At 51.2% G+C, this 24,742-nt stretch carries 17 protein-coding genes; 6 read left to right on the forward strand and 11 right to left on the reverse strand.

Annotated features, from left to right (window positions below; translation table 11 throughout):
* Positions 1-156: 156 nt before the first annotated feature.
* Positions 157-1,491, forward strand: a complete 1,335-nt coding sequence (locus ACF2G4_RS21630; RefSeq protein WP_409076233.1) for a condensation domain-containing protein — start codon at positions 157-159, stop codon at positions 1,489-1,491.
* 39 nt (positions 1,492-1,530) lie between these two features.
* Here the strand turns inward: ACF2G4_RS21630 and ACF2G4_RS21635 are convergent, their stop codons facing one another.
* Together ACF2G4_RS21635 and ACF2G4_RS21640 are read right to left on the reverse strand one after the other, a co-directional pair.
* Positions 1,531-4,626 carry an amino acid adenylation domain-containing protein gene (locus ACF2G4_RS21635; RefSeq protein WP_409076234.1) on the reverse strand — a complete coding sequence of 1,032 codons (3,096 nt, stop codon included), beginning with the start codon at positions 4,624-4,626 and terminating at the stop codon, positions 1,531-1,533.
* Positions 4,627-4,662: 36 nt separating this feature from the next.
* Positions 4,663-6,261: a condensation domain-containing protein gene (locus ACF2G4_RS21640; RefSeq protein ID WP_409076235.1), complete on the reverse strand. Its 1,599-nt coding sequence runs from the start codon at positions 6,259-6,261 to the stop codon at positions 4,663-4,665.
* Between the two features lie 449 nt (positions 6,262-6,710).
* Here ACF2G4_RS21640 and ACF2G4_RS21645 point away from each other — a divergent pair, with 449 nt between their 5' ends.
* From ACF2G4_RS21645 to ACF2G4_RS21655, 3 genes are all read left to right on the forward strand, one after another.
* A complete protein-coding gene (locus tag ACF2G4_RS21645; RefSeq protein WP_409076236.1) occupies positions 6,711-8,825 on the forward strand; it encodes a TonB-dependent receptor in 2,115 nt (704 codons plus the stop codon).
* Between the two features lie 71 nt (positions 8,826-8,896).
* Complete coding sequence (locus tag ACF2G4_RS21650) at positions 8,897-11,737, forward strand: condensation domain-containing protein (RefSeq protein WP_409076237.1); 2,841 nt, start codon at positions 8,897-8,899, stop codon at positions 11,735-11,737.
* 22 nt (positions 11,738-11,759) lie between these two features.
* The gene (locus ACF2G4_RS21655) at positions 11,760-12,980 is read left to right on the forward strand and encodes a YncE family protein (RefSeq protein ID WP_409076238.1); all 1,221 of its coding nucleotides are present in this window, start codon (positions 11,760-11,762) and stop codon (positions 12,978-12,980) included.
* 154 nt (positions 12,981-13,134) lie between these two features.
* Here ACF2G4_RS21655 and ACF2G4_RS21660 read toward each other — a convergent pair whose 3' ends face one another.
* The 3 genes from ACF2G4_RS21660 to ACF2G4_RS21670 form a co-directional block, all read right to left on the reverse strand.
* Positions 13,135-15,201 (reverse strand): FUSC family protein, encoded by a 2,067-nt coding sequence (locus ACF2G4_RS21660; RefSeq protein WP_409076239.1) that lies wholly within the window; start codon positions 15,199-15,201, stop codon positions 13,135-13,137.
* Between the two features lie 865 nt (positions 15,202-16,066).
* A complete protein-coding gene (locus ACF2G4_RS21665) occupies positions 16,067-16,282 on the reverse strand; it encodes a YdgH/BhsA/McbA-like domain containing protein (RefSeq protein ID WP_215844773.1) in 216 nt (71 codons plus the stop codon).
* Positions 16,283-16,897: 615 nt separating this feature from the next.
* Positions 16,898-17,683, reverse strand: coding sequence for an SDR family oxidoreductase (locus ACF2G4_RS21670; RefSeq protein ID WP_409076240.1), 786 nt, complete (start codon positions 17,681-17,683; stop codon positions 16,898-16,900).
* A gap of 148 nt (positions 17,684-17,831) precedes the next feature.
* Here ACF2G4_RS21670 and ACF2G4_RS21675 point away from each other — a divergent pair, with 148 nt between their 5' ends.
* Positions 17,832-18,725: a LysR family transcriptional regulator gene (locus ACF2G4_RS21675; RefSeq protein WP_409076241.1), complete on the forward strand. Its 894-nt coding sequence runs from the start codon at positions 17,832-17,834 to the stop codon at positions 18,723-18,725.
* 34 nt (positions 18,726-18,759) lie between these two features.
* Here the strand turns inward: ACF2G4_RS21675 and ACF2G4_RS21680 are convergent, their stop codons facing one another.
* From ACF2G4_RS21680 to ACF2G4_RS21695, 4 genes are all read right to left on the reverse strand, one after another.
* The gene (locus ACF2G4_RS21680; RefSeq protein ID WP_215844775.1) at positions 18,760-19,749 is read right to left on the reverse strand and encodes an aldo/keto reductase; all 990 of its coding nucleotides are present in this window, start codon (positions 19,747-19,749) and stop codon (positions 18,760-18,762) included.
* 25 nt (positions 19,750-19,774) lie between these two features.
* Positions 19,775-20,626, reverse strand: a complete 852-nt coding sequence (locus tag ACF2G4_RS21685) for an aldo/keto reductase (RefSeq protein WP_332626065.1) — start codon at positions 20,624-20,626, stop codon at positions 19,775-19,777.
* 166 nt (positions 20,627-20,792) lie between these two features.
* A complete protein-coding gene (locus ACF2G4_RS21690) occupies positions 20,793-21,200 on the reverse strand; it encodes a cupin domain-containing protein (protein ID WP_332626064.1) in 408 nt (135 codons plus the stop codon).
* Positions 21,197-21,871: a carboxymuconolactone decarboxylase family protein gene (locus ACF2G4_RS21695; RefSeq protein ID WP_409076242.1), complete on the reverse strand. Its 675-nt coding sequence runs from the start codon at positions 21,869-21,871 to the stop codon at positions 21,197-21,199. The genes ACF2G4_RS21690 and ACF2G4_RS21695 overlap by 4 nt, the downstream gene beginning before the upstream one ends.
* 126 nt (positions 21,872-21,997) lie before the next feature.
* Between ACF2G4_RS21695 and ACF2G4_RS21700 the strand changes: the two genes are divergently transcribed.
* Entirely contained in the window at positions 21,998-22,900 is a 903-nt protein-coding gene (locus tag ACF2G4_RS21700; protein WP_409076457.1) for a LysR family transcriptional regulator, read from the forward strand.
* Between the two features lie 74 nt (positions 22,901-22,974).
* Here ACF2G4_RS21700 and ACF2G4_RS21705 read toward each other — a convergent pair whose 3' ends face one another.
* Positions 22,975-24,039 (reverse strand): alpha/beta hydrolase, encoded by a 1,065-nt coding sequence (locus ACF2G4_RS21705; protein WP_409076243.1) that lies wholly within the window; start codon positions 24,037-24,039, stop codon positions 22,975-22,977.
* Between the two features lie 107 nt (positions 24,040-24,146).
* Positions 24,147-24,731 (reverse strand): flavodoxin, encoded by a 585-nt coding sequence (locus ACF2G4_RS21710; protein ID WP_409076244.1) that lies wholly within the window; start codon positions 24,729-24,731, stop codon positions 24,147-24,149.
* Positions 24,732-24,742: the final 11 nt, after the last annotated feature.

A 24,742-nucleotide genomic window follows, 5' to 3' on the forward strand; every position in this document is an offset into this window, starting at 1 on the left:
ATTGTGGGCAGAAACATTCTGTTAGCGGCGCATCAAGGCGATGCCTTTCCAGTCTGATTCGCACTATCAACCTCTCCGGCTTAGGGCGGAGTGGATAAACAGTCACAGAAGTCTTTTGCCCGCTGTTTACATCCAGACTGATCAAAGGACGCGAATATGTCTGTAACCCTTTTGGCCACTGAATGGCTGCCGCTTACGCCCGTACAACAGGATTTTTGGGAAGAGTTCACGCTGCATCCTCATCAACCTTTCTCCATTGTCGCCCATTTTACCCGCCTGCAAGGCGAAGTGAACGTCACAGCCTTACGTGACGCGATTAACTGTACGCTGGATGAAACCACAGCATTTACCGTGCGTTTTGCCGAGGCTTTTCCTCAACATCAACCCGCTCTGCAGCTCTGTCCGCAGGCAAAACCGCGCTTGCAGTTTATCGATCTCAAAAGCCACCAGCAGCCTGTGCAGTCAGCAATGACCTTAATGCAGAAAGATGTCGCCGAGCCGCGAGATCTGCGCCATCCCACCCATTCAGCCTGTTGGCTCATAGCTATCGGCTCTGACGATTACATCTGGTATTTGCGCACTCATCACATCCTTATTGACGGCTTCGGCATGGCATTGATAGAGCATCGCTGCGCCACGCTCTATCGTCATTTGCTGACACAGCGTGATGCGGGCCAGCCGCTGGGATGTTATCGGGCTTTTCAGCAGGCCGAACAGGCGTATCTGATCAGCGGCCGCTTGATAAAAGACCGCAGCTTCTGGCTGCATTATCTTGCCGCAGCGTTTCCGCTGCCTTGCGTGTGGAAAGGCGGCGACAATTATGGCAAGCGCGCTTTTACCACCCATCACTGTTTCCCCGATGCGTTGTCGTCAGCGTTATGGCATCGTTCGCAGACGCTGGCGTTGAGCTGGCCCGATGTATTGCTGTCACTGAGTGCGGCCTGGCTCTATTTCACGCTACCGCACGTTACTATTGGTGAGCCTTTCGTTATGTGGATGCCAGCGTTGAATCGTCGTACGCCCGCTGCCACGGATGTTCCAGCGCTGGCAGTGAACACGGTTCCTTTTGTGGTGACGCTGAGTGCAGAGACAACGCTCGATAACTTCCTTAATGAGATGGCGCACCAGCTGAGAAAGTTACGGCGACATGCCAGCTACCGGTTGCGCCAGCTGGGCAGTGATGTTGGACTGAACGATCAGCAGCGTCTTTTTATCTCGCCTTATATCAACATTCAGCCGTTTGAAGATCCCACTTTCCACGGTTGCTGCTCATCGCGTTGCGTGCTGGCGGGCGGTTGTGGCGATGGAATAAATCTCACGTTGCGCAGTCGCAGTGACGCCAGCGCGTTACAGCTGGATATGGAGATTTATCAGCAGCAGTGCGCGCCGATTCAAAACGCAGAAACGCTGGTTGCCCGCTTTCATCACTTTTTACACCATGCCCTACAGCCCTTGGTGGGTGAGCAGGCAGTGATCGATCTGCTGGCGTAAAGGGTCAAACCGGGCAGTCTTGTGCTGCCCGGTTGTGCATCAGCTCGCCAACAGCGCAGCAACCTGTCGCGCATTTTTACAGCCGATCAAGGTTGTTACCGTCAATTTACTGCCATAGGCGCTGTTCAGCTGGACAACAACCTCGCGCAGATGCGGCAGCTTCAGGCCGAGTGTGATAAACGGGGTGTCTTCACTCCATTCTGGTTGTGTAGCGGTGCCGATCGCTTGTGAATAAATGGCAAGGATCTGGCCATATTCCGCTGGTGGCGCGCCCGCAGTCGGTGCCGCACAGGCATTGAGCGCTGGCGCCTGTGCTTTTTCACTGAGCTGCGCACGAATAGAGTGGCGATCCACTTTGCCATTTGCCGAAAGTGGTAGCGCAGTAAGATGAATGAAACGCGTAGGAATATGAGTACAAATCAGCGCTGTCAGCGCGTGTGCACGGAGTTCAACCAGCGATAAAGGCGCGCCGTGCTGCGTCAGATACACCGCGCCTAAATTCGCTTCGTTTCCGTCGTGGGCAGGATAATCCACTACCACTGCATCACTGATTGCCGGATGCGCCTTTAATACCTCCTCCACTTCCGGCAGCGACACCCGCACACCACGAATTTTTACATAGCCATTAATGCGACTGGCAAACAGGATATTGCCATCCGCTCGAAAATAGCCTTCATCACCCGTTCGAAAGGCGCGCAGTGTTTCGCCTTGCGGCGTCGTGACGGCAACAAAATCGTGCTGGATCAATGTGCCATCCTGTAAATAGCCGGATGCCAGGTTTACACCCGATGTATGAATGCGGCCCGTGACGCCAGCGGGACAATGTGCGCCATCGCTGTGGCAGATAAAATAGCGATTACCCGCCAGCGGCTGCCCATAAGGCACGGCAGGTTTATCTTCAGGCACAATCGCATGCCAAATGCTCCAGATAGTGGTTTCGGTCGGGCCGCCCAGCGAAAACAGCGTGATATCGGGTCTCAGCCGCCACAGCGTTTGAACGGTGTCGGGTTTGATGTAATCACCGCCTTGCGCCACCAACCTGAGCGATTGCAGGCTGTTCGCTGTCTTGCAACTCAGCAGCATTTCCAGAATGGCCGGTACGGAACACCAAAGCGATACACGATGACGCTCAACCAGCTGATTCCAGCTAATGGCATCTTTCTCCTGATGCTGGGCGGGTAATACCAGCGTAGCCGCGCTGCAAAGTGCGCCAAACAGGTCGAACATCGACATATCGTGATGAAGCGGCGTGACAGAGATAAACACATCATCAGCGGTTACTTCCCAGCGTCGGCGGGTTTGTGTCAGCACATTGGCGGTGGCGCGACAGTTGAGCACCACGCATTTAGGTTTGCCAGTGGTACCAGACGTATAAAGATAGTAACTGGCTTCCTGACTGAGGCTTCGTGCCTGCAGGCTGCTGATGTCAGGTAACTGCGCCGCATTGCGCTCAGCCTGCAACAGTTCTGTGATGGTCATACTTTGTTCGCAGGCGAGATCGCCCTGATGCACGATGCCGTCAGGCTGGCAATTATCCAGCAGATAGCGCAGGCGGTCAGGCGGGGAATTGACGTCAATCGGAACCCAGATAATGCCGGAAAGCGCACACGCCATGGTGAGCATGATGTGGTGCGGTGTGCGCGGTAAGCAGATCGCCAGCACATTGCCAGCTTTAAGCCCACGCTGCTGCAACGCGGCCAGCAGCGTACGCACCTGATCACCTAGCTCCGCGTAGCTCCAACTCTCGTCGCCACATTTCAGCGCCGTGCGCGCGGGCGGCGCAAAGAGCAGGTTATTCGCCAGTTCAGCCAGCCAGGGTTCTGCATCCATTGCGGCTTCGCTGCTGTTAAACCGATAGTGCGTGGTATCAATAAACTGTTCTGGCGCGCAGTCCAGCGTCTCGCCAGCGCAGAGAATATCGATACGCTTTTTCAGGGCTGCCAGCATCGCTTCAATCTGATCCGAGGCCAACACCTCTTCTACGTAATCAACGCGCAGCAGCAGGTTTTTCTCTTCATCCAGCATCAACCGGAGATCGATGGCGATCTGTGGCGTCGTCGTCAGGCCATTCACGTAACGCATCGGCGCATCCGCTTTCAGCGTTTCCCAGCTCAGGCAGTTGGTTAAAATCACCGGTAAGGTGGGATTGCCCTGACTCTGCTGACCCAGCGCACGGGCAATATCTACACCGGAAAAAGCCAGATGATCCAGCGAGCCGAGCAGCGCGTCCTGAAATGCCATCGCACGCTGCGCCAGTTCTCCGCCATGCCGCGAATAGCGCACCGCCACGAAGCTGGCATCATTTTTCAGCTCACCGCTTTCAGCCGGAAAGGCTACCGGCACGCCAACGCAAATTTCGCCATCGGATGTCCAGTAGGCCAGCGTATCGAGAATCAGCGCGGACAGCGTACTGTTGCGCAGCAGGCTTTGCGCCGATCCGAGCCGTGACAATTTTTTCAACTGAGTGCGTGAGATCAACAGGCTGGTGCTACGAAATCGCGCCCGTTTCACGTTCTTCAGCGCCATTTTCCACGGCAGCGCGGGCGGCGTGGTCATCGCCTGCAAGGTAGGTTGCCACCACGCCTGATCGGCTTCGCGCTGCGTCGCGCTCATCGCTTTACGCGTGGGAGCCGGATGTACCGGCTGGAGTGGCGCATCATCAAACAAGCGGGCAATGAGGGTGGCTATACCCGGCCCGTCAAGGATCAAGGCATCAAAGCTGGTCAGCAGCAACGCATCAAAGGCGTTGTCCTTCTCATCCTGCTGCGTTGGCAACTGAATCACCGCCAGTTGCCACAGGGGCTTAGCCGGATCGTGACACATCTGCGCAAACAGCTGGCGTAGATGAGCCAACTTATGTTCTCGTTCAGTGGCGTCTGGCAGACGCAAATCGTGAACATCCAGATTCACAACCACCGCGTCGCGCACTTGCTGCGTCATACTTCGAACGTCAATGACAGTGCGCAAAGCGGCGTAATGCTGCACCAACTGCGTAAGACGCTGTTTTAGGCGATTAAGATCGGGCATGTTTCCCCTGTATTCGCGAAAATCATGCATCGCTACGCCGCCGAGCGGCCACTGTTCGCTGCGCCCCAGTAAGTAGGCTTGCTGCAGCGGCGTTAATGGTGTCTCCATGAAATATCCCTTTTTTGTTTGCTTAGATCTCAGGTATTAAGCCTGTTCCGCTAACACCTTAAGTAAAGTGGCGGCGCGGCGAGCGGCATCGGGCGTGTGCTGGCAAATCTGCGTAGCCAGCGCATGTGGCGTGGGATGTGTCAGACAGATTTGAGGTTCAAGCCGCACGCCAAGATATTTGGCGATGATGTCAAAGAGTGCGCTAAGTGCATTTTCGGAAAGGTTGAGTGCGCTGATTTCACCGTCTGGCGTGGGCGTGGCGCAAGATTGAGTACGCGCCAGCAATTGACACAGCACCTCAACCACCGGCTGCTGCTGCGCTTGCGCTTCTGGTGTGCTGATTGCCAGCATCTGCGGCAGCGTTAGCGTCAGGTTTTCAGGGTGCCAGGCCACATTGCGCAGCAGGGCACGATAAGTGGCAAACAGCCGGTCAGGAAGCTCGGGGGGAAACGCATCACGCCGCACATCCCAGTTCACCAGAATGCCATCAGCAACGTGCGCCACTTGCGCATCCAACATCACTTCCGGGCCTTGTGAAATCACCCAGCTGAGTTCGCCCAGCGTCTGACGAGCGGCCTGAGAAAACAGCGCTTTTCCTTCAATGCCAAAACCTGCGGTAAACACCACCGGCGTCGATTGCACATCGCCATGTAGACGAGAGAGATCGCGCGTTACGCTGACCCCTTCGTAATCAGCATGGCTGATCAATTCGGCCAGCTGCACCATAAGACGTTGCGCGAAATGGGCAATACTGGCTTGCGGATCGAGCTCAACCGTCAGCAACACCAGATTGGAAAAATCGCCCACTACTTTATCGCTATCGGGTAATAGCGGATCGCGGTGAAACAACGGTACGTTAAGGCGAAATTGCGCCATGTTCCAGCCGTAGCCCACGCTGATGGCGAACAGCGCCAGGAACAGGGCCGATAACGTCAAATGCTGTGATGCCGCCAGGCTTGATAACGATGCGCTTTCCTGGGCTGAGAGCTGCAGGGCGATGCGATCGCTTTGGCAACGATCCGGCGCCCGCAGCGGGCGCGGCGCGGGCGGTATGTGCGGTATACGGTGGCGCCACCAACGCTGTGCCAACTGCCGACGTATTACGCGCGAGCTGTCGGCGTCGCGTGCAGCGAGGTAATCAAACCATTCGGGAAGCGGGATTCGCGTTTCGCCCGCGTAAAGCACAGTAAGATCTTCGATCAGGCGGCGAAAACCCATGGCATCGCAAGCAATCATATCGACATCAAGATGAAAGCGATGGTGATGATCCGGCAGTAAACTGAGACTGAAATCGGACGTTATGCCTTGCTCCAGCGCTAACAACTGAGTGCTTTTTTTCAGGCGCTTGCGTTGCAGCATCTCTTTTAAGTCATGCCGATCACGCTGTCGCCAGTCATCAATATGCAGGCAATGATGCGTGGCAAATTCATCAATACTCTGTTGGCCTTCTGCATGAATACGCAGTCGTAAAGCTGCATGGCGCTGAAACAGCAGGGAAACGGCCTGTTGAAAGCGCCCTACATCGAGATGCGAACCGTCAAACTCTGCATAAAGGTGGGCCGAAACGCCACCTAACGGGGTGTCAGATTGTCGCCCAACCCAGTAAGCAGCCTGCATCGTGGTTAATGCTTTCATGGCTAAAAAACCTCCATTTTTAATCAATAAATGCATCGGACGACGCGTGTAAAAGATAAAAATTGTTACTGATTACCCGCCCGTAACTTTGCCATTAAACAGGCGCCTTTTTTGCGGGTGCAAATAAAGGCCGATTAATCCTGTGGTTTAAAACCCGTTATTTCATTAGGTTAATGTGATTTTTCTTTCCGGTAGCGGGGGGCAACAGATCCAGTGAATCCTTTTTTTTGATTTTTTAACGATAATGATTTGCATTCAAATTTGCAAATCATTATCGTTATTAACATATTTTTACGAAATAGCACCACAAATTCGTCAACGTCAGCGAGAAGGTGAGATTGCACGCCGGGAAGCGGATGTTTGAAGCGGGCAGAGCGCAGAGCTGAACTGCGTGATTGCGCTGTTGAACATGAATGTTTACTACCTATGGGATCAAGGAGACACCATAAATGGGCAAGCACTTTGCAGCTCACCGACGTTTTTTAGCGGGCAACAGGCCAATAACCGGTCTGAAAAACACCGTAACTTTCCCCTCTATTCTGTTTGGTCTTTGTACTGTTTTTCCTGTCAGCGTAACGGCCGCACCGGCTGAGAGCAGCACGGAACAGCGCACCAGCAGTGAAGAAAGTTATGAAGATACGCAAACGCTGGTGGTGACCGGCGAGAAAACCGAGCGATCAATCTTTGATACCGGTTCGAGTGTGGAAGTGTTCGACAGCCGCCGTATTGATGCGCTGCCCGCTGCGGAAAATGTTTCGGATCTGCTGCGCGTAACGGCGAATACCGTGGATGTGGGTATCGGCAACGATCTGCCCACCGTGCGCGGCGTTGATGGCTCTGGGCCGAGCACCGGTGCAGGCGCTTTTCTTAGCGGTACACGCCCGCGCCTCGGTTTGTCGTTGGATGGACGCTCATTAACCTATAACGAACAGGCGTATGGTCCGCAAACCTTATGGGATATCGATCGGGTTGAAGTGTTCCGAGGTCCGCAGAGTTACATTCAGGGCCGCAACGCAATTGCCGGTGCAATCGTCATGACCACCAAAGATCCCAGCTTTGAATGGGAAAGTGCGCTAAAAGGCGGCTTCGGCAATCAGCATTCTTCTCAGCTGGCGGCAATGGCCAGCGGCCCGTTGGTAGAGGATCAGCTGGCCTTCCGCGTTAGCGTGGACCGCCAGCGACGCCGCAGCGATGTTGATCTGCCCGCTTATTCACCGGTTGGCGATCCGCGAGAAGTACAGACCACTAGCGCACGCGCTAAGCTGCTGTTTACGCCAGAGAATTTCCGCGATTTCAGTACCAAGTTGACATTTAACCACTCAGACAGCGGCGCGCCGCAAAATGAGAGCCAGAATCCGATTCCACATCCCACCAATGCGCGTTATGAAAGCCGTCGCCCGGTATTCAAAAGCAACGTTAACAGCGGGTTATGGGACGTTTCCTGGGAAGCAAGCGACAGCCTGACGCTGAGCAACAAAATCAATTACACCGGTTTTCACATCAATCGTTATACCGCGCCCGCTCAGCCGCGCGCGAAAATAGAGGGGCACGAAGTCGCATTTGAGCCAACCGTACACTTCGGCGGCGTTGACAGCCGACTGCGTGGCCTGGCAGGGCTACGTTATTTTGATGCCTCTCAGGATGAGTCAGTTTACCTGTTTGGTGGCACTACCTTCAGAGATGAAACGCACACCAGCTCTGCGTATGCGGAACTGAGTTACGCTGTCACGCCGCAAGTGGAGTTGACCGCCGCCAGCCGTCTGGAGCGTGAACATCGACGTCGCGTGGGTGGCAGTAATACGGTTCGCGTCGACTTTGATGAAACTTACAACGTCTTTCTGCCAAAAGTGGATGTCGCCTGGAAGCCGAAAAAAGGGCAAACCTACGGTGTGCGCGTCGCGCGCGGCTACAATGCGGGCGGCTCGGGCATCACGCTGGGCGTGCCTTACGTCAACTACACCTATGACTCTGAGTATGTCTGGAACTACGAACTTTATTCACGTCATCAGGTAACACCAAACATGGTGCTGACCAGCAACATCTTTTACAACGACTACAAAAACATGCAGTTGCCATACTACCTTTCCAGTACGTCTACGGTGATCCGTAATGCTGACAAGGTTGAAACTTACGGTGCAGAGCTGGGGGCCAGCTGGACGGCACGCTGGGATCTGGCGTTATTTGGCAACGTCGGTTTGCTGAAGACCAAAATCAAAGACTTCGCTAACAGCGGCGTGGAAGGTCACGAACTGGCGCGTGCGCCTGCCTATACCGCCAACGCTGGGGCAACCTATCAGCTGGCGAAAGGGCTGGAGATCAGTGGTAACGTTGCCTTCTCGGATTCCTACTTCTCGGGTTACGACAATGACTCGCGTGGCCGTGTCGGCTCTTACTGGTCTGCCAATGCGCAGATGGTTTACACCTTCATGTACGGCAAAGCTACGCTCTACGCGCAAAACCTGTTTGATTCTGACCGTCGCGTCATGATCGGCAGCAACGATGTCTACACTGCAACATTGCAACGCTCGCGCATGATTGGGGCGTCGGTAGAACTGGATTTCTAATCGCAAGATGGGCGGGAATTTCCCTGCCCATTTCTTATCACTGCGACAACGCCGAGAAAGGAGCAGCAACAGTGTCCAATTCCTTAGATCTGTTACTCAGTGAGGCCGAAATACAGCGCCTCGATTACGCTTTTAGTCCACCAACACATGCCGGCTTTATGCCGCTGAGCGACGCTGAAGAGCTTATCTGGTTCACCCATCAACAGCAGGGCGACGCCGCGCTGCAACAGGTAATGGCCTGGCAATTCAGGAAGGTTAAAGATGCGGGGCGGATCATCAGCGCCTGTCACGCGCTATTAACCACCTTGCCCGGTATCAACGTGCGCTATGCATTTGACGATCAAGAAGGATTGATAAAGCTGGGCGCAGAAACCGGTTTGCAGGCGGTTACGCTGCTGACGGCAACCACTCATGCTGAAGCTGAGCGTCTGTTACTGGCAGCACAAGCGCAGCCAATCGCGCTGGATCGTGATGCGCCGCTGCGTGTAGTGCTGATTAACGGCGTTGGCGACAACCTGATTTTAGGGCTGATCCGTCATGATATTTTGGCCGTCACGCACAGTTGGTCGTACCTGCTGGCAGGATTAAGCGCTTTGCATAACGATGCACCGCTGCCAGTCGCGCCGACTGCAAATGCGCAGCATGAAGTGCTGGCCGCTACACGCCATCTTCCCTGGCCGCAGCGTGATTTTATGTTGTCTGGCGCAGCGCCTTCGGCGGGCGCACGGGCTATCGCCACTTTTACCGCTGAACAACTGGCAGGAATCAAGAATTCGCACACGCTGCTGGCAGATATTGCCCTACGTTTTGGTCACTTCATTGTGGTGCAAAGCGGCGGCCAACCCATACAACTCAGCGTGCCGCTGCAAGGTGACGACGCATTTCCCGGCTTTGGCAGCGCGTCCATCGCACGTCTGACGGTGACAGCTGAATCTGGACTGAACACGGCGACAATACTTAATCAGGCAGTTGCCGAACCGGCTAATTCTGAGCTGGCGCAGGTTGAGGTGCGCTGGCAGCCCGATTTCAATGCCAATTTGCATTTCAGCGATATTGAGGTGGAAGCGCTGTTGTTGCCTCCATTGCATAGCCGACACGAATTGAACCTAACGATCAACCGTGACGTGCACAACCGGCTGACGCTGGATCTCAGCGCCGACGCACGGCTTTCAGCACATGCCGTGCCTTTCTTGCTGGAGCAGTTTGCGGCTACGCTGCTGGGTGACAACATCGCGGTATTACTGCCGACTCAGCCTGCGGCAGCGGAAAGGAAACCGGCTCCACAGGGCGAAAACAGGGCGATAACCGCGCTGATTTTGAAAGAGTTCCGCGACGCGCTGGCAGCAGCAGAGATGACTGCCGATGAAGATTTCTTTGATCGCGGCGGTCACTCGCTGGTCGCTACGCGGGTCATTGGGCGTTTACTCAGCCAGCATCAAATTGAGATCAATATCAACGATCTGTTTAACCATCCCAGCGCCCGTGCGCTATCGGCTTTTGCGCGGCATCAGGTTGCAGAAAAGCCCGCCGATGAAGCTGTGTTGGTGCGTTCAGACGACAATGAGCAGGCACCGCTGTCGTTAGCACAGGCCTCTTTATGGAAAGTGTATGAGGCTTTCGATCATAACGATATTTTCAATTTACCGTTTGCCGTGCGCTTTTTGGATGAGGTTGATGAGCAGGCGCTGCGTCAGGCTTTTATCGACGTCATGGTGCGTCATAGCGTGCTGCGTTCCCTGTTTATCTCCAGCGCGGGTGAGGTCAGACAGCGGGTTGTGCCGCAAGCTGGATTGAGTGATTACCGCTGGTTCTTCTTCTCCGATGGGCGTGCCGCAGGGGATATCGACGCCATGCTGGCTGAAGTGGGCGATCATCAGTTTGATTTGGCGTGTGAACTGCCTTTCCGCGCAACCATGCTGCGTGATGCGGCGAATAATCAGCAGGTGATGTCGCTGCTGTTTCATCATGTGGTGCTGGATGAATGGTCGCTGAACCTGATGATGGATGAGTTAGGGCAGGCTTATGCCTGGCGTGTAGAGGGGCGGGTACCTGAATGGCCTGGTCAGCCACCGCAGTTTTACCAGTTCGCTCGCCAGCAACAGGCGTCTGGCATTCAACAGACTCACCTCGAATACTGGCTGGAGAACTTGCGAGGCGCGCCGCTTAACCAGCAAATATTCAACCAGCAGAGCGTTAATGACCTTTCCGTTGCAGCACATGCTGATGTTGACGCGGGCTGGCTGGAGTTTGCCGTCGAACCCCAGGTTGCCGCCGGTTTGTTTACGCTGGCGCGCCGTAATAACGCCTCATTGTTTAATGCGGTGTATGCCGGCATTGCGGCTGCGCTGCATTTAACCGGTGGCCCGGCAGATATGTTGATCGGCACTTCAACCTCGGGTCGCAATGACGCTTCTTATTTCGATACCCTCGGCTACTTCACTACGGTGGTGGTTCATCGGGTTCGTTTTGATGCGCAACTCACGGTTTCGGCTCTTCTTATGCAGGTGCGCAATACCATCAACGGTTCACTGCCTTACACCGATATTCCCATCGATCTGGTGGAAGAGGGCCTGTTCGGTGCTGATGCCGATCGTAAAAATCACATGTTTGAAACCTTCATTCAGATCCACAGCCGCGTCAAACTCAACGGTGAAATCGCCTTACATGATGGACGTCAGCTGGCTTACCGTCAGGTTGAGCCGGAGAAAACCGGTTCGCTACTGGGGTTGCAGTTTGAGGTGATGGAAGAGTGCATAGAGGGGGTGGAGCAGCTGCGCGTCATGATGACCTGGCGTACCGATCACTACCGCGCCGATCAAGCGCAGCAGATTGCCGATCACATTCAGCAGGTGTTTACCCACTTTGCTGCCGACAGCGCGGGTAAAAAAATGCTTAACGATCTCACTGCCTAATCCCTTATATGGAAAATTCAATATGGAAATGTTAATCCCTTTGCGCTCACTGGCCTCGTGGCTGGTGGCGGCCACACTGATGACCGGCAATGCAGTAAAAGCGGAAGAGAGCGTGCTCAACATGGAAACTATGCAACGTCAGGCGCTGGCATCCACGCTGGTTGAGCTGGCTTTCAGCCCGACGCAACAGGCGCTTTTTGTTAGCGCTCCCGACTGGAAAGATCCGACGAAATCCAGCGTACTTCGTCTTAATCCTACGACTTTGCAGGTTGAGGCCAGAATTCCGCAGCGGGTGAAAGGCTTTGGCGTGGCGCTGGATGACCCAAACCATCGCCTTTATTTAACCCAAGGCATGGATGGCGGCGTTGGCGTAGTGGATATCGCCAGCAATCGTTCATTGCCAGCAATAAAAGTGCAGGAGAAGGTCAATCTGGAAGCGGCGTATCGCAAAGTAGGCATTGAAGGCGCGCGTCTGGATTATCTGCTGGCCGAACTCAAGCGTTTTAAAATCAGCGACGACTATCTTTATAAGCTGCGTGAGGCCAAATTTGATGCACAAACGGGCCGATTGTTCCTGCCCGGTTTGGGATATGGCGTAGAGAGCGTGCTGTTTGTGGTCAACACGCGTACGCAAAAGCTGGAAAAAGTCGTGCCGGGTTTCGGCTTCTACGCGGTGGGCATCGCGCTGGATGAAAAAGGACGCCGCGTGTTTGTCTCCAACATGCAGGGACAGCTGATGACGCTGAACCCCGATACGCTTGAGCTGATCCGTACCCAAGAGATTCAGGCCGACCAACTGTTGAATCTGGTGTATGACCCGCGTACCGATCGCGTCATCGGTGTCGATCAGGGCATTGATCGGGATAAGCCACGAAATAATTATCTGCAAGCCAGCTACGCCCGTCGCAGCGAAGGTCATCGCCTGTTTGCGCTGGATGCGGAAAGCGGCAAAGTGCTGGCGAGTGAGGCTACGGATCAGGTGCCGATTGGTCTGTTGCTCAACCAACAGCAGCAACGCATAGTCGTTGCCAATCGCAACGGCGTACGTGTAGATAAAGGCGAAGGCACTATCACGGTGTTTGATGCGAAAACCCTGAAACGGCTGCAAACCCTGAGCCTGCCGCCGCATCCCAATAGTTTTGCGCTGGACAGTAAAACGAACACCTTGTATGTGACGGTTAAAAATGATGGTGAATCGACAAAGGCGAATAAGCCAGAAAGCGTAGTGCGTATTTCACAATAGCGTGTTTTTTCAACAGCGTCTTTGAACACAGGCTGTCGCTGAAGCTCTTTGTTGGAGAAGGGCTCCAGCGACTGAATATCTCCTTAGAATTGCCGACCCGGAGTGACAGTCTAAAGTTGCATTGTTGTTCTGATTAAACACCCCATTTCTTGCCTCAGATGGATTCCAGTAATCGCGAATTATCGGGCCATAATTTCCCGGGAAATAACTGAAGCCGAATACTGAACAGATAAAACAGCGGCATAAAGACGGCTTCGTCGTTCTCAGCGTGGAATTCCAGATGGATGAGGAGATAGTCCAACTCATCCAGTAGATCCTGATGTGGCGTGGTCTGCAATACCTTCATTTTCCGGGTCAGGTACAAACTCATCTCATGAAACATTTGAGCACTGTCTAACTGATACTGAAGCAATATCTCTCGATGTCGGGCGTAATAGTCGTAGCAGCTAACGCCTAACCACACTTCCTTAATCAGATTACCTGACGATACCAATTTAGGATGGGGATCGAGGCGTAAACGCGGAAGAATGAAATTCACTTTGTCCAAGGTGCCGGCAATAAAATGGTGACGTGCGAGAAGTGAAGATCCATTTCGTTCTGTTTCTTTAACAAATCTCAGCAGCTCACGCAGGCCTGTGTGCAATGCACGTAGCGCACTCCATGAGGGGCGTTTGTTACGGATAAGTGCCGTGATGACAACTGCAAACAACAGGCCGACCATGGAAGAGATCGCTGTGTTAATAACAGCAACGACATCCGGGGCAAAATGATGACTCATTCCAATGAAACCTGGAATTTGAGTGGCTGCACTGAGCCCCATCATATTTGACGAGGGCCGGGCGATCGCCAGTCCAAGCGCGAAAAGGCCAGGCGTCAGGCAAAGATACAGCGCCTCTAAGGTCACGGTCTGGGGAATAAGAAGCGCAATATATAAAATGCTGATCGCTAAGGCGATAAGCACACCCCGAACAAACTGTTTCATGGAATTAACGGGCGTATCTGCAGTTGCAAAAAAAGATGAAAGGATCGCCGCCATCATCGGGGCTGTTGAACCGCTGGCCCAGCCGGTAGCCATCCAAAACAGACAGGCTCCAAATGTGGCAAGAAAAGCGGTGGTTGCCGACAGCATTAACATGCCTTGATCAATATGGCGGTGAGTCTGTGCAGTGCGGCCTGCGGGAACGCTTTCGGAAAGATTACTTACTCGCGCGCTGACGCTGTGGTAAGCCCCGGCAATACGCACAAAATCGGCCAGACGTTCCAGAAGCCCCGTCAAGAGTAGGCACTCCTCGGTAGAGAATGCACCCCTTCGCCAGTTGTCTTTAAGTTGTGTTTGGGCGATAGCAAATGTGTCTTCGACGACGGCAACAGAATGGGCATTATTACTGTCATTTAGCCAGAGTAAAAATTGTTCTAATGCCCGCGCAGCGGGTTCAGGAACAGCGGCATTCAGAAGCGATAACCGCTGCAGTCGCACTTCAATGGCCGTTAGCGTTGGAATGAGGTAAGAGAGATGCTGATACTGCGCATTGATCAAGCGTATGACTTTGCGTGCTGCCTCGCCCTCATAAACGCAGTGAGTGATTAGCGTTTCTACCTGCTGGGGAAGCGCTGCCATGCGGATAAGTATCTCTTCCCGCTCGGTTGATCGGTTGCCATGCATCTCTGTCAGGAGATCTCTGCACAGCTGACAACCACTCTGATACCAGCCACTGACACTTTGTGTCAGTAGGCTCTTCATTGAAACCGGAAAGATCAGACGGTGGACCAAACTACTGCACACGATCCCTAAAGTAATTTCTTCAATACGAGAAATGACCGTTTCGCTGATTGTTAAGGGATGAGTAACGCCTGGAAATCCCATAATAGCTGCGCTGTAGCCTGCCAACATGAACACATAACTTTTTGGTGTACGATCATGTAAAGATAAATAGAGGCAAAAGCTCACCCAAAGTGAGACACACAGGCTGAAAAGCAGTGGCGTTTGCACCGTAAGCGGGTAGATCAAAAAGATAAATATACCGCCAAGCAATGTCCCCAGCAGGCGAAATACTGATTTAGATAGGGTTGAAGCAGCATAGAGTTGTGAGGATACATAGACAGTAGTCAGTGCCCAGGCTGGTTTGTCTAAATTAAGTTCAAGGGCAATGTAAAGTGCGATGAAAGCGGCCAGGCAAGTTTTAACGGAAAAAAGCACTGCGTTTTTAGAAAACCACTGCATTTTAAAAATGATACCGGTAACAAACTGAGTTACACCTATGGTGCCAGAACGGTTGCAATGCGCCTGAGGATTAATAATTCAGAATGTTTCATAATTAAAATAGTTATTCCCGCACAGTGATTGAACCCATCGGTAATTATCCACGCTTTCTGAATACTTTTTATAGCGGTAACTGCAAACAGGTTTACGCGTCTGCAAGATGAATATCTACATCATCGTGACCAGTTAGGTTCACAAATCGTTGAGCTATGTCTAAGTAATAAATGAGATTTTTATTATTTTCGGATATGCGCACTGCATTATCTAAACAGTAATCTACTGGAAAAGGTCTATTCGCACTCAATAAACCTCTCTACAAAACACGCGTTCACTACGTTAACGCATTTCCCTGAGTACTATGAGACAAAAGCTGGATAAGGAATTGCATAAACTCTGTAAACATGACGGATTGTGGTAAAGCTATCATTGCTTTGCTGAGCATGGCGATACCATAAAAATTTTCGTACAGCTTCAGGTGGCATCCGCCAGCATTGATGCTCAATTCAGCGACTAAACCCAAAAAAGATAAAAATGGCTTGTGGCAACAACCTCGGTTTTTAATCTCTCTCGTTGCCATGCTGAGCGAATCTCTTAACCGGCACTATCACAAATGATTACGCGATTGTGGCCCAGGTTTTTTAATGATCATCACGCATCTCACAAAAAAATTTCCTGAGCCGCGTTGAATAACGCTTTTTTTAAGGGGCTTAAAAGGTTGCTTTACGGCTTATCTACTCGCTGTGCAGAGCGCCGCCGGAAGGGGGCGGATACAAAAAAGGCCGCCCGGTGGGCGGCCTCTTCCGGCACTTTCTTTTGTGACCATACGTTATTTGTACAGTTCTGCGGTCATGTGCACGCGGTTATTGGTGTTGGCTTCGGTAATTTTGTATTGCGCACCCTGCTGCTGAGCTTGTGCGGCGATTTTAGCTTCGGCTCCGTCCAGCGTGCTTGAAGTGACGGAAACACTCTGCGCGAAGCTTGCTGCTGACATCAGGGAAAGAGCGGCTACAGCGGCGATAGACATTGCTTTAATGGTTTTCATGGTCATATTCCTTCATTTGTATGGTGTGGAGGTTGTTTGCCTCCGATGGGAATAATAATAACCAAAGTTATTATTAGTGTCTTAACAATAAGAGCTGGTATTGTGATCGTGCTAACTATTGCACTGATAGGAGGCAGCATCGATTTAAAGGAAAGGGGTTTCACCATGGACATACCTTGAGTCAAGCTTTCCGGTATTAATGCTCCGATGCCGGATATCAGGAGCATTTTGAGTGAATAGGTTGTTTGGGGACTATAACTGCTTGGCCGTTTTGCCCGCTCAACGCTGATCTAATTTGCCCCAGCGCACAATCACCTGTGCATTAAGAAAACCTCTCTGCCGAGTCTGCTATGTGTAAGAAGCAGAAACAGAAGACTTCACGATGTGCCAATCAGCGTTGGGCATTAATAGAGAAATGACAGGGCTACGGTTGGATCGCTTTCAAAAAGACCTTAGGCATGATTAATGCTGCAAGAAAGAATTATCCTGAATAAGGTGGAATAAAGGCTCCCTATAGCCATTAAGTAAAACATGCCAACACGACAGTATCAAAGGTAAGCTTCCTTGCACTGACCTTCATAATCATGAGGGGTTTATGTAATAATTATCAGTTACTTATATCGATTTAACATGTTCTGAAAATTGTTTTAACTCACGAATAAGGCAGTCTGGTTCCTCACCGAGAGACATATTGTCCATATCTAATACACCATCATTTTTTTGAGGATTATCAGCCAGCAAATCTGCAAACAGTGGCGTGAGGTCCTCTTGTACTTTCCCTCGCTCAGCAACCAGTTCGAACGTTTTATTTTTTGCTGCATCGTTGGTCAGGGCACTGACCAACACGTGAGCGATTTGAGTTCGGGATACCACGCCATCTTCTGGTGTTCCTGTATGGCGTCGATCGCCCTGGAGCATAATTATCCTACGTTCATCGTCATGGTTGTAATCAAACCAGCCTGGTCTGACGATGGTGTAGGGATGTCCGCTTGCTCTGACCAGGCGCTCTGCACGTCTTTTCCAGTCGTGAACTTCAGTATGTTGATTCCATGTACTGAGCCGCTCAGTGACGCCAATCGTTGTCATTAACGCGATGCGAATATGAGTATCTTTGAACATTCTCAGGATATTTCGCACACCGCCATAATCTATTGCTCTGGCACCAATACGACCCTGTCCATCTGAACCGAGCGTAAAAATGACTGCATCAATATCTTTCGTCACACCCGTTAGTGTTTCAGGCATTGAAACATCGCCGTAGAAAACATCAGCTTTATGAGGAAGCAATTTTACTTTGCGTCGATTTCTGACGAGCGCCACGGGCTGATGACCCTTGTCAATCGCGGCATTCATGACATGAAGACCAATACTACCTGTCGCCCCGGCAACGAGTATTTTCATGATAAACCTTCTGATAATTCGAGCATATTTTCGATACAGCCAGAATATCAATTATCTTTAATGTCAGTGATTGGGCTAAAATGATTGCGTCTATGAACACCTTTCATGAGTTCTCTTTGGAGGGGATAATTCATTAAGGAAATGCCCTATGCTCAAAGAAAACTTCAATGAATTACAAATATTTTTTGTGGTGGCAAGAGAACGAAGTTTTACCAAAGCTGCTGGCAAGCTTGGTGTTTCCCAGTCAGCACTTAGTCATGCGATAAAAGCACTGGAAGAACGGTTAAACATCCGTCTTTTGACCCGAACAACGCGAAGCGTTGCACCGACAGAAGCAGGCGCGAGAATTATTGCCTGCCTTGAACCCCGTATTGCCGATCTTGAACAGGAGCTGGCGATGCTTGTTCAACTGAATGGCACTGCTTCAGGCAACATCCGTTTATCTTCGGGGGAGCATGCTGCGCGAAGTCTCGTATGGCCGAAGTTAAAACCCTTTCTCCGGGAATATCCGGAAATTAATGTCGAGCTGGTCGTTGATAATGGTTTTGCCGATATTGTTGAGGGGCGTTTTGATGCCGGGATTCGCCTTGGCGAAAGCGTGGATAAGGACATGATCGCCGTGAGGATTGGCCCGGATATGAAAATGGCCGTGGTCGGTGCGCCGTCATATTTCGCAGCTAAACCTGCGCCTGAAACGCCACACGAGCTACAAAACCATCGGTGCATCAATATGCGCTTACCGACTGCCGGTGGTCTTTATCACTGGGAGTTCGAGAGGGAAGGGAAGCCATTACGTGTCAGAGTTGAAGGCCAAGTGACCTTTAACCTGCTGGCGGAAAGGATCGATGCTGTTTTATCTGGCTTTGGTATTGCCTGTGTTCCTGAGAATATGGTTCAGGATTATATAAAGTCAGGAGAACTTATTCAGGTTCTGCAGGACTGGTGTCCTACATTCCCCGGCTATTACCTTTATTACCCGAGTCGCAAACAGCATCCGCCTGCATTTGCGCTAATGATCGATGCGCTTCGGTACTCGGAATAGCGGGTCCGCAATGCAATGCAGACCCGCTTGAGTTTTAACGGCCTACACGAGCCTGATGCTCAGGTGAGTAACGCTCGCCGACGATTTTTATCGTTTCAAGCGCCTGTGTAACCTGCAGTAAATCATTCTGAGAAAGAATAATGTCTGCGGCTCCCAGATTTTCCTCGAGTCGGTGCAGTTTGGTGGTGCCCGGGATAGGAACAATCCATGGTTTTTGTGCCAGCAACCATGCCAGCGCAATTTGCGCAGACGTCACACCTTTTTCGGCTGCCAGTTCACCTAATAAAGCGACCAGCTTTTCATTTGCTTCAATCGCCTGTGCGGCGAAACGCGGAACCGTACTACGGTAATCATCCTTGCCAAACGTAGTTCCTGACTTAATAGATCCAGTCAGGAAGCCTTTGCCTAACGGGCTGAATGGCACAAAACCAATGCCCAACTCTTCCAGCAACGGCAAGATCTCTTGTTCAGGCTCGCGCCACCACATGGAATATTCGCTTTGCAGGGCAGTGACCGGTTGTACCGTGTGCGCACGTCGAATGGTCTGCGCACCCGCTTCGGAAAGACCAAAATATTTGACCTTTCCTTCTGAAATAAGATCTTTCACCGTTCCGGCAACATCTTCAATGGGAACGTCTGGATCGACACGGTGTTGATACAGCAGATCAATTACATCTGTCTTGAGACGGCGTAATGACCCTTCAACGGCTTCTCGGATATGCTCTGGTCGGCTGTTTAAAATCTGCTGCTTGTTATCATCGCCAAAGGTAAAACCAAACTTGGTGGCGATGACTACGCGATCGCGAAAGGGTTTTAAGGCTTCGCCGACAACTTCTTCATTCAGGTACGGGCCATACACTTCAGCGGTGTCGAAGAAAGTCACGCCACGTTCAACCGCCGCACGAATGAGTTCGATAGCCTGACGGGTATCTGTCGCCGGGCCGTAGCCGTGGCTGAGTCCCATGCAACCGAGCCCAAGAGCCGATACTTCGAGTCCGGATTTACCCAGATAACGTTTTTGCATTTAATGGATACCCTTTTTTAGTGACTTAAACGTCAAGTTTGCGGCCAGTCAGCCACTCTACCATCGCTGGATCACGATGAGAGAAGAAGGCGCTGGTGGCGGTATCAAGAGCAGCAATTAACAGCATATCCTCAGAACTGAGTTCAAAATCGAGAATATTGATGTTCTCTTCCATACGTTCTTTTCGCACTGATTTTGCCAGCGAAACGATACCTCGCTGGAAAATCCACCGCAGAACAACCTGACCGACGCTTTTGCCGTACTTCTGGCCAATCTCTGTTAACACAGGGTGCTGGAACAGACCATTCTTGCCTTCTGCAAAAGGTGCCCAGGCTTCAGGCTGAATGCCACGGCTTTTCATCCAAGGCACGGCATGCAGTTGCTGATTGAAGGGATTCACTTCAATCTGGTTTACCGCAGGGGCAATTTTGTTGAAGGCAATAAGATCGGCAAGCCGGTCAGGATGAAAGTTGCTTACGCCAATTGTGCGAATTTTGCCTGCCTGTTGCATTTCTTCCATTGCACGCCATGCACCATGGACATCGCCATATGGCTGGTGAATCAGATACAGATCAACATAGTCCAGCTGCAGTCGGTTCAATGAACGTTCAAACTGTGCTTTTGCACCTTCATAACTGGTATCCTGCAGCCAAAGCTTGGTTGTTACAAAGAGTTCGTTACGTGCAATACCGGTCTGTTTCAGCGCATTCCCGACTTGGGTTTCGTTCTGGTAAGAAGCCGCTGTATCAATCAAGCGATACCCCGTATCGATGGCATCAATAACGGCTCTCTCGCATTCGGCGGCATCAGACATTTGAAACACACCAAAGCCCAACAGGGGCATTTCAATACCGTTGTTCAGTTTTACAGTTTGCATGGCGTTATCCTTTGGCTGTTGTATGAGTAAAGGATAACGCAATGTGATTTATTCGATTAGAGAGGGTAATTTACTAGGGGTAATTAGTAAGATTCATCAATCATCAAATGAAATCCTGCCTTTTTTGTATTAACCGGAATGATTGCGCTGTAAAGAGAGGCGCTGATTATGGCAACTTACCGTAATCTTTGTCAGAAACAGGCTCTAGCCACTCATTGGATGCGCTTTCAGCCGGGACTTCTACGGCAACGTGTGCAAACCAGCTATCTGCGGCAGCGCCATGCCAGTGTTTGGTTTCTGCCGGGATATTTACCACGTCTCCGGCAGTAAGCTGTCGGGCCGGTTGATTCCATTCTTGGTACCAGCCACGCCCACCCGTCACTAACAGGATCTGGCCGCCTTTATGGTGAATATGCCAGTTATTACGACAACCTGGCTCAAACACTACATTGCCAATTTTTACGCCTTCTGTAGACAGCATTGTCAGGTAGCTAGTCCCCTGAAAATATTGCGCATACGCTTCATTTTTTTCCCCTTTGGGGAAAATACCGTTGCCATCAAATTGATCGTTCATGGTTTCTCCGCTACTGGATTTTCCGGGATATTGTGATGTGTTAAGGACAAAACTTCTTTCAAAACTGCGGCAGCGTTTACGACGACTTCATCGCCAAATTTCAGTTTCAGGCATTCGATAAAAGCCCATAATTGCTGACCCGTCAGGCAAGTTTGCAAACTTATTGAATAATGACTCTTGAGCTGGCTATTGACGCCAGAAATCGCTGCAAGGGCAGAAATGGTGGCGAGTTCACGTGTTTGCCAGCTCAGCGTATCTCTCTGGAAAATATCGCCAAAGAGATGCGACTTAAGAAACTGGTCAATGACAGGGGCAAACTCAAACAGAGGGCCTTTCACGCTTTGACCAACTAATTGAGTCTGATTTCGGGTTCCGCTTTGAAGGCTATCCCAGTCTACAGGAAAGGGAGTGGCCTCTTTTCCTGTTTCATTTTTGAGCCCTTGTTGGTCGCGCTGTTCCATTACTGACATCAACTCACTGAGAGCATTCAGGCTTCTTGGGAACCCTACGTAGGCATATAGCTGAACCAAGATCTCTTTGACCTCATTAATGGTCATTCCGGTCTCAATGCCTTCATTAAGGGCCTTATTCAGCTTCGGCATATCGCCTTTTGCGGCAAATGCCGCAATAAAGATAACGGCCTGTTGTTTTTCATCGAGGAAATTTTGCATGACTCACCTTTGGGTAAACAAAAAGAATGCTGCCAGAGCTTTTAACCAGATGAAGAAAGTGTATTGAAAGGTTGATTAAATGATAAGGTGCTCAAATGTGGATACACTGGTGCAATAAATTCACCAATTATGAATAAAGAAAAATTAAATGATCTTCAGGCTTTTGTGACCGTGGCCAGAGAGCGAAGTTTTACCAAAGCTGCGGCAGCATTAGGCGTATCCCGTTCGGCACTGAGCCATACGCTATTGGGACTTGAAGAACGATTGGGCATTAGGTTGTTAATCCGTACCACGCGGAGTGTATCTACCACGGATGCAGGGAACCGTCTGCTTAGCGTGGTCGCACCGCGACTGGACGAAATCGAATCTGAACTCACATCCGTACGTTCCTCGCTCGACAAACCGGCCGGAAAGGTTCGCATTACCGCCCACGATCATGCCATCGTTACCGTTCTCTGGCCCCGGCTTCTGCCTTTACTGAACGAATATCCCGATATAAATATTGAGTTCAGCGTGGGATACGAACTAACGGATATCGCGGCTCAGCAATTTGACGCTGGCGTGCGTATGGGTGATCAAGTGGATAAGGATATGATTGCTGTACGCATTACGCCTGATGTACATATGGCGGTGGTTGCATCACCGAATTATCTGTCAAGCAGACCTCCAATCGTGCTTCCTGCAGACCTAATGAATCACAACTGCATTAACCTTCGGCTTCCCACTCATGGTGCGCTGTATGCCTGGGAATTTGAGAATGGAGGCCAAAAAATGAATGTTAGGGTGAATGGGCAAACCGTTTTTAATAATACCTTTTTGATGATGCAGGCTGCGCTTGACGGGGCAGGGATAGCGTATATTCCCCACGACTTAGCGGCAAAATATATTGAATCAGAAAAATTAGTATCGTTACTTTCCGACTGGTGCCCGCATTTTCCGGGTTACTATCTTTATTATCCGGGCAGACAACATCTTCCAGTTGCTTTTGAGCGGGTGATTGATGCCCTGCGCTGGCACAAAAGGAGTTAAAAGTAAGGAATTTAATCGATGCAAATAAGCAGAGCTCATTCATTGCCGAATAAACTCTGCCTGTGGTTTGCGTGTTACTGCAGGTTTTTTTCCTTCAGGAACTGGCTAACCAGGTCAGCAATCTGAACATTATTCAGATCGGAGAACGGGAAGTGGGTATTACCTTTGATCCCTGACTCCGGCAGATGCGTCACGGTCACATCACCACCATGCTTGTTAACCACGTCTCGCCATTCGCGGGCCATTGCCAGACGCACTCGCCAGCTGTCCTGTGCGGGCATGGCTACAGGCTTATCCGGGATGTTATCGCCGTAAATAATCAGAATCGGAATTTTGGTCAGAGCCATAAACTGTTCCACTGGAACAGGTTCACCCTTCAGCGTGTCGAACGCGCTGGGCATGGGCGCAGGTAATTCTTTCTGCGGGAAGACAAAGCTGCTACCTGGCTCGAAGGCGACAATGGCTTTTACCTTGTCATTTTTCATCGCAGTGTACCAGCCAGGCCCGCCACCCTGAGAATGGGTGAAGAGGATAGCCGGGCCGGATTTATCGACTACTGCGGACATGGCATCAGAAATCACATTGATATCAAATGGCCCTGTATTCGGGGTCATCTGACGGAAATACTGATTCAGTGCTTCTTTATCATGAGAGAACTGAACGCCTTTAAAATAGTCCGGCCAGACACCCACGCGGAACTGATTGAACCACATCTGCTCATCCGGTTTTGGCGTAACAGTACCTTCTATAGTAGTGCGCCCCGCACTGCCCCGACGTGGTTGATCGACAAGATAGGTTGAGAATCCGCGGCGCAGAAAAATGTTTTGAAACCCCTCGCGACCATCCGGTGTGCTTTCCCAGGTGCGGGAAAACTGGCCTGCGCCATGAAGCATGACAATAGGGTATTTGTGTGGGCTTTCCGGAATTTGATAGAACACTGACGCATGGTCGCCATGATAAGTTTGACCAGCAGAATCCAGCGGCTTTTTCGCGTCAAACTTCCCGGGTGTGGAGATGACAGTACCGCCAGCAGAAAAGCTTCCCTGTTCCTGAAGGACCAGTGGCTCGGCATATACCGACTGAGCCATCAGGCCTCCCGCCATCGCGCAGATGGCCAGCGTTTTTAAGATCGTCTTCAAGATTACATCCTCTGTTATGTTTGCCGTTCAGTCATATCTGAGTTGTCATTGTTAAATATTTAGCATCCTTGATTGCCTTTATTTTGCAAGCTCATGAAAGCGGACGATTAGCTGCGTATCGTATCCAACCAACTGGTGACTGTTTCTGTGGTTCTTCGTTCCTGATCGCATTCAAGGACCAGCGGTTTTTCCCGGCGGGCAGCGGGGGCCAGATTTGCAAGGATGTCTTCACTGTCTCCTTTACCGTAGCCGCCATGGGTAATGAAAGGTATGAGTAATTTCCCCGCAAGGTTATGGTTACTCAGAAATGTCTGCACCACGGGCGGCACGCTGGTTCCCCAGATGGGGAAGCCTAAATACACCGTCTCATAGCGTTCGATGTCCGCGACACGATTTTTTAATGTTGGTTTTGTTCCTCTGGAACGCTCGTTTTTCGCCTGTTCAACGGTCTGAAAGTAGTCTTTCGGATAAGGTGTAGCCGGTTCGATTTCAAACAGATCTGTTTTCAGACTGCGATGAACCACGCCCGCAATCACGCGTGTATTCCCGCTGCGTGAGAAGTACGCCACCAGAATAGGGCTGTTTCCCTGAACGTTTGGAGTTCCGGTCGCCGCCGACGCCAGGGGCACATTAGCCAGCGTTAGCCCGGCAAGAGCTGTAATCAACATTCTACGGGTGGGATCATGCGCCATACTGGACTCCT

The sequence above is a fragment of the Pantoea phytostimulans genome (assembly GCF_046118715.1).
Classification (GTDB): domain Bacteria; phylum Pseudomonadota; class Gammaproteobacteria; order Enterobacterales; family Enterobacteriaceae; genus Pantoea; species Pantoea phytostimulans.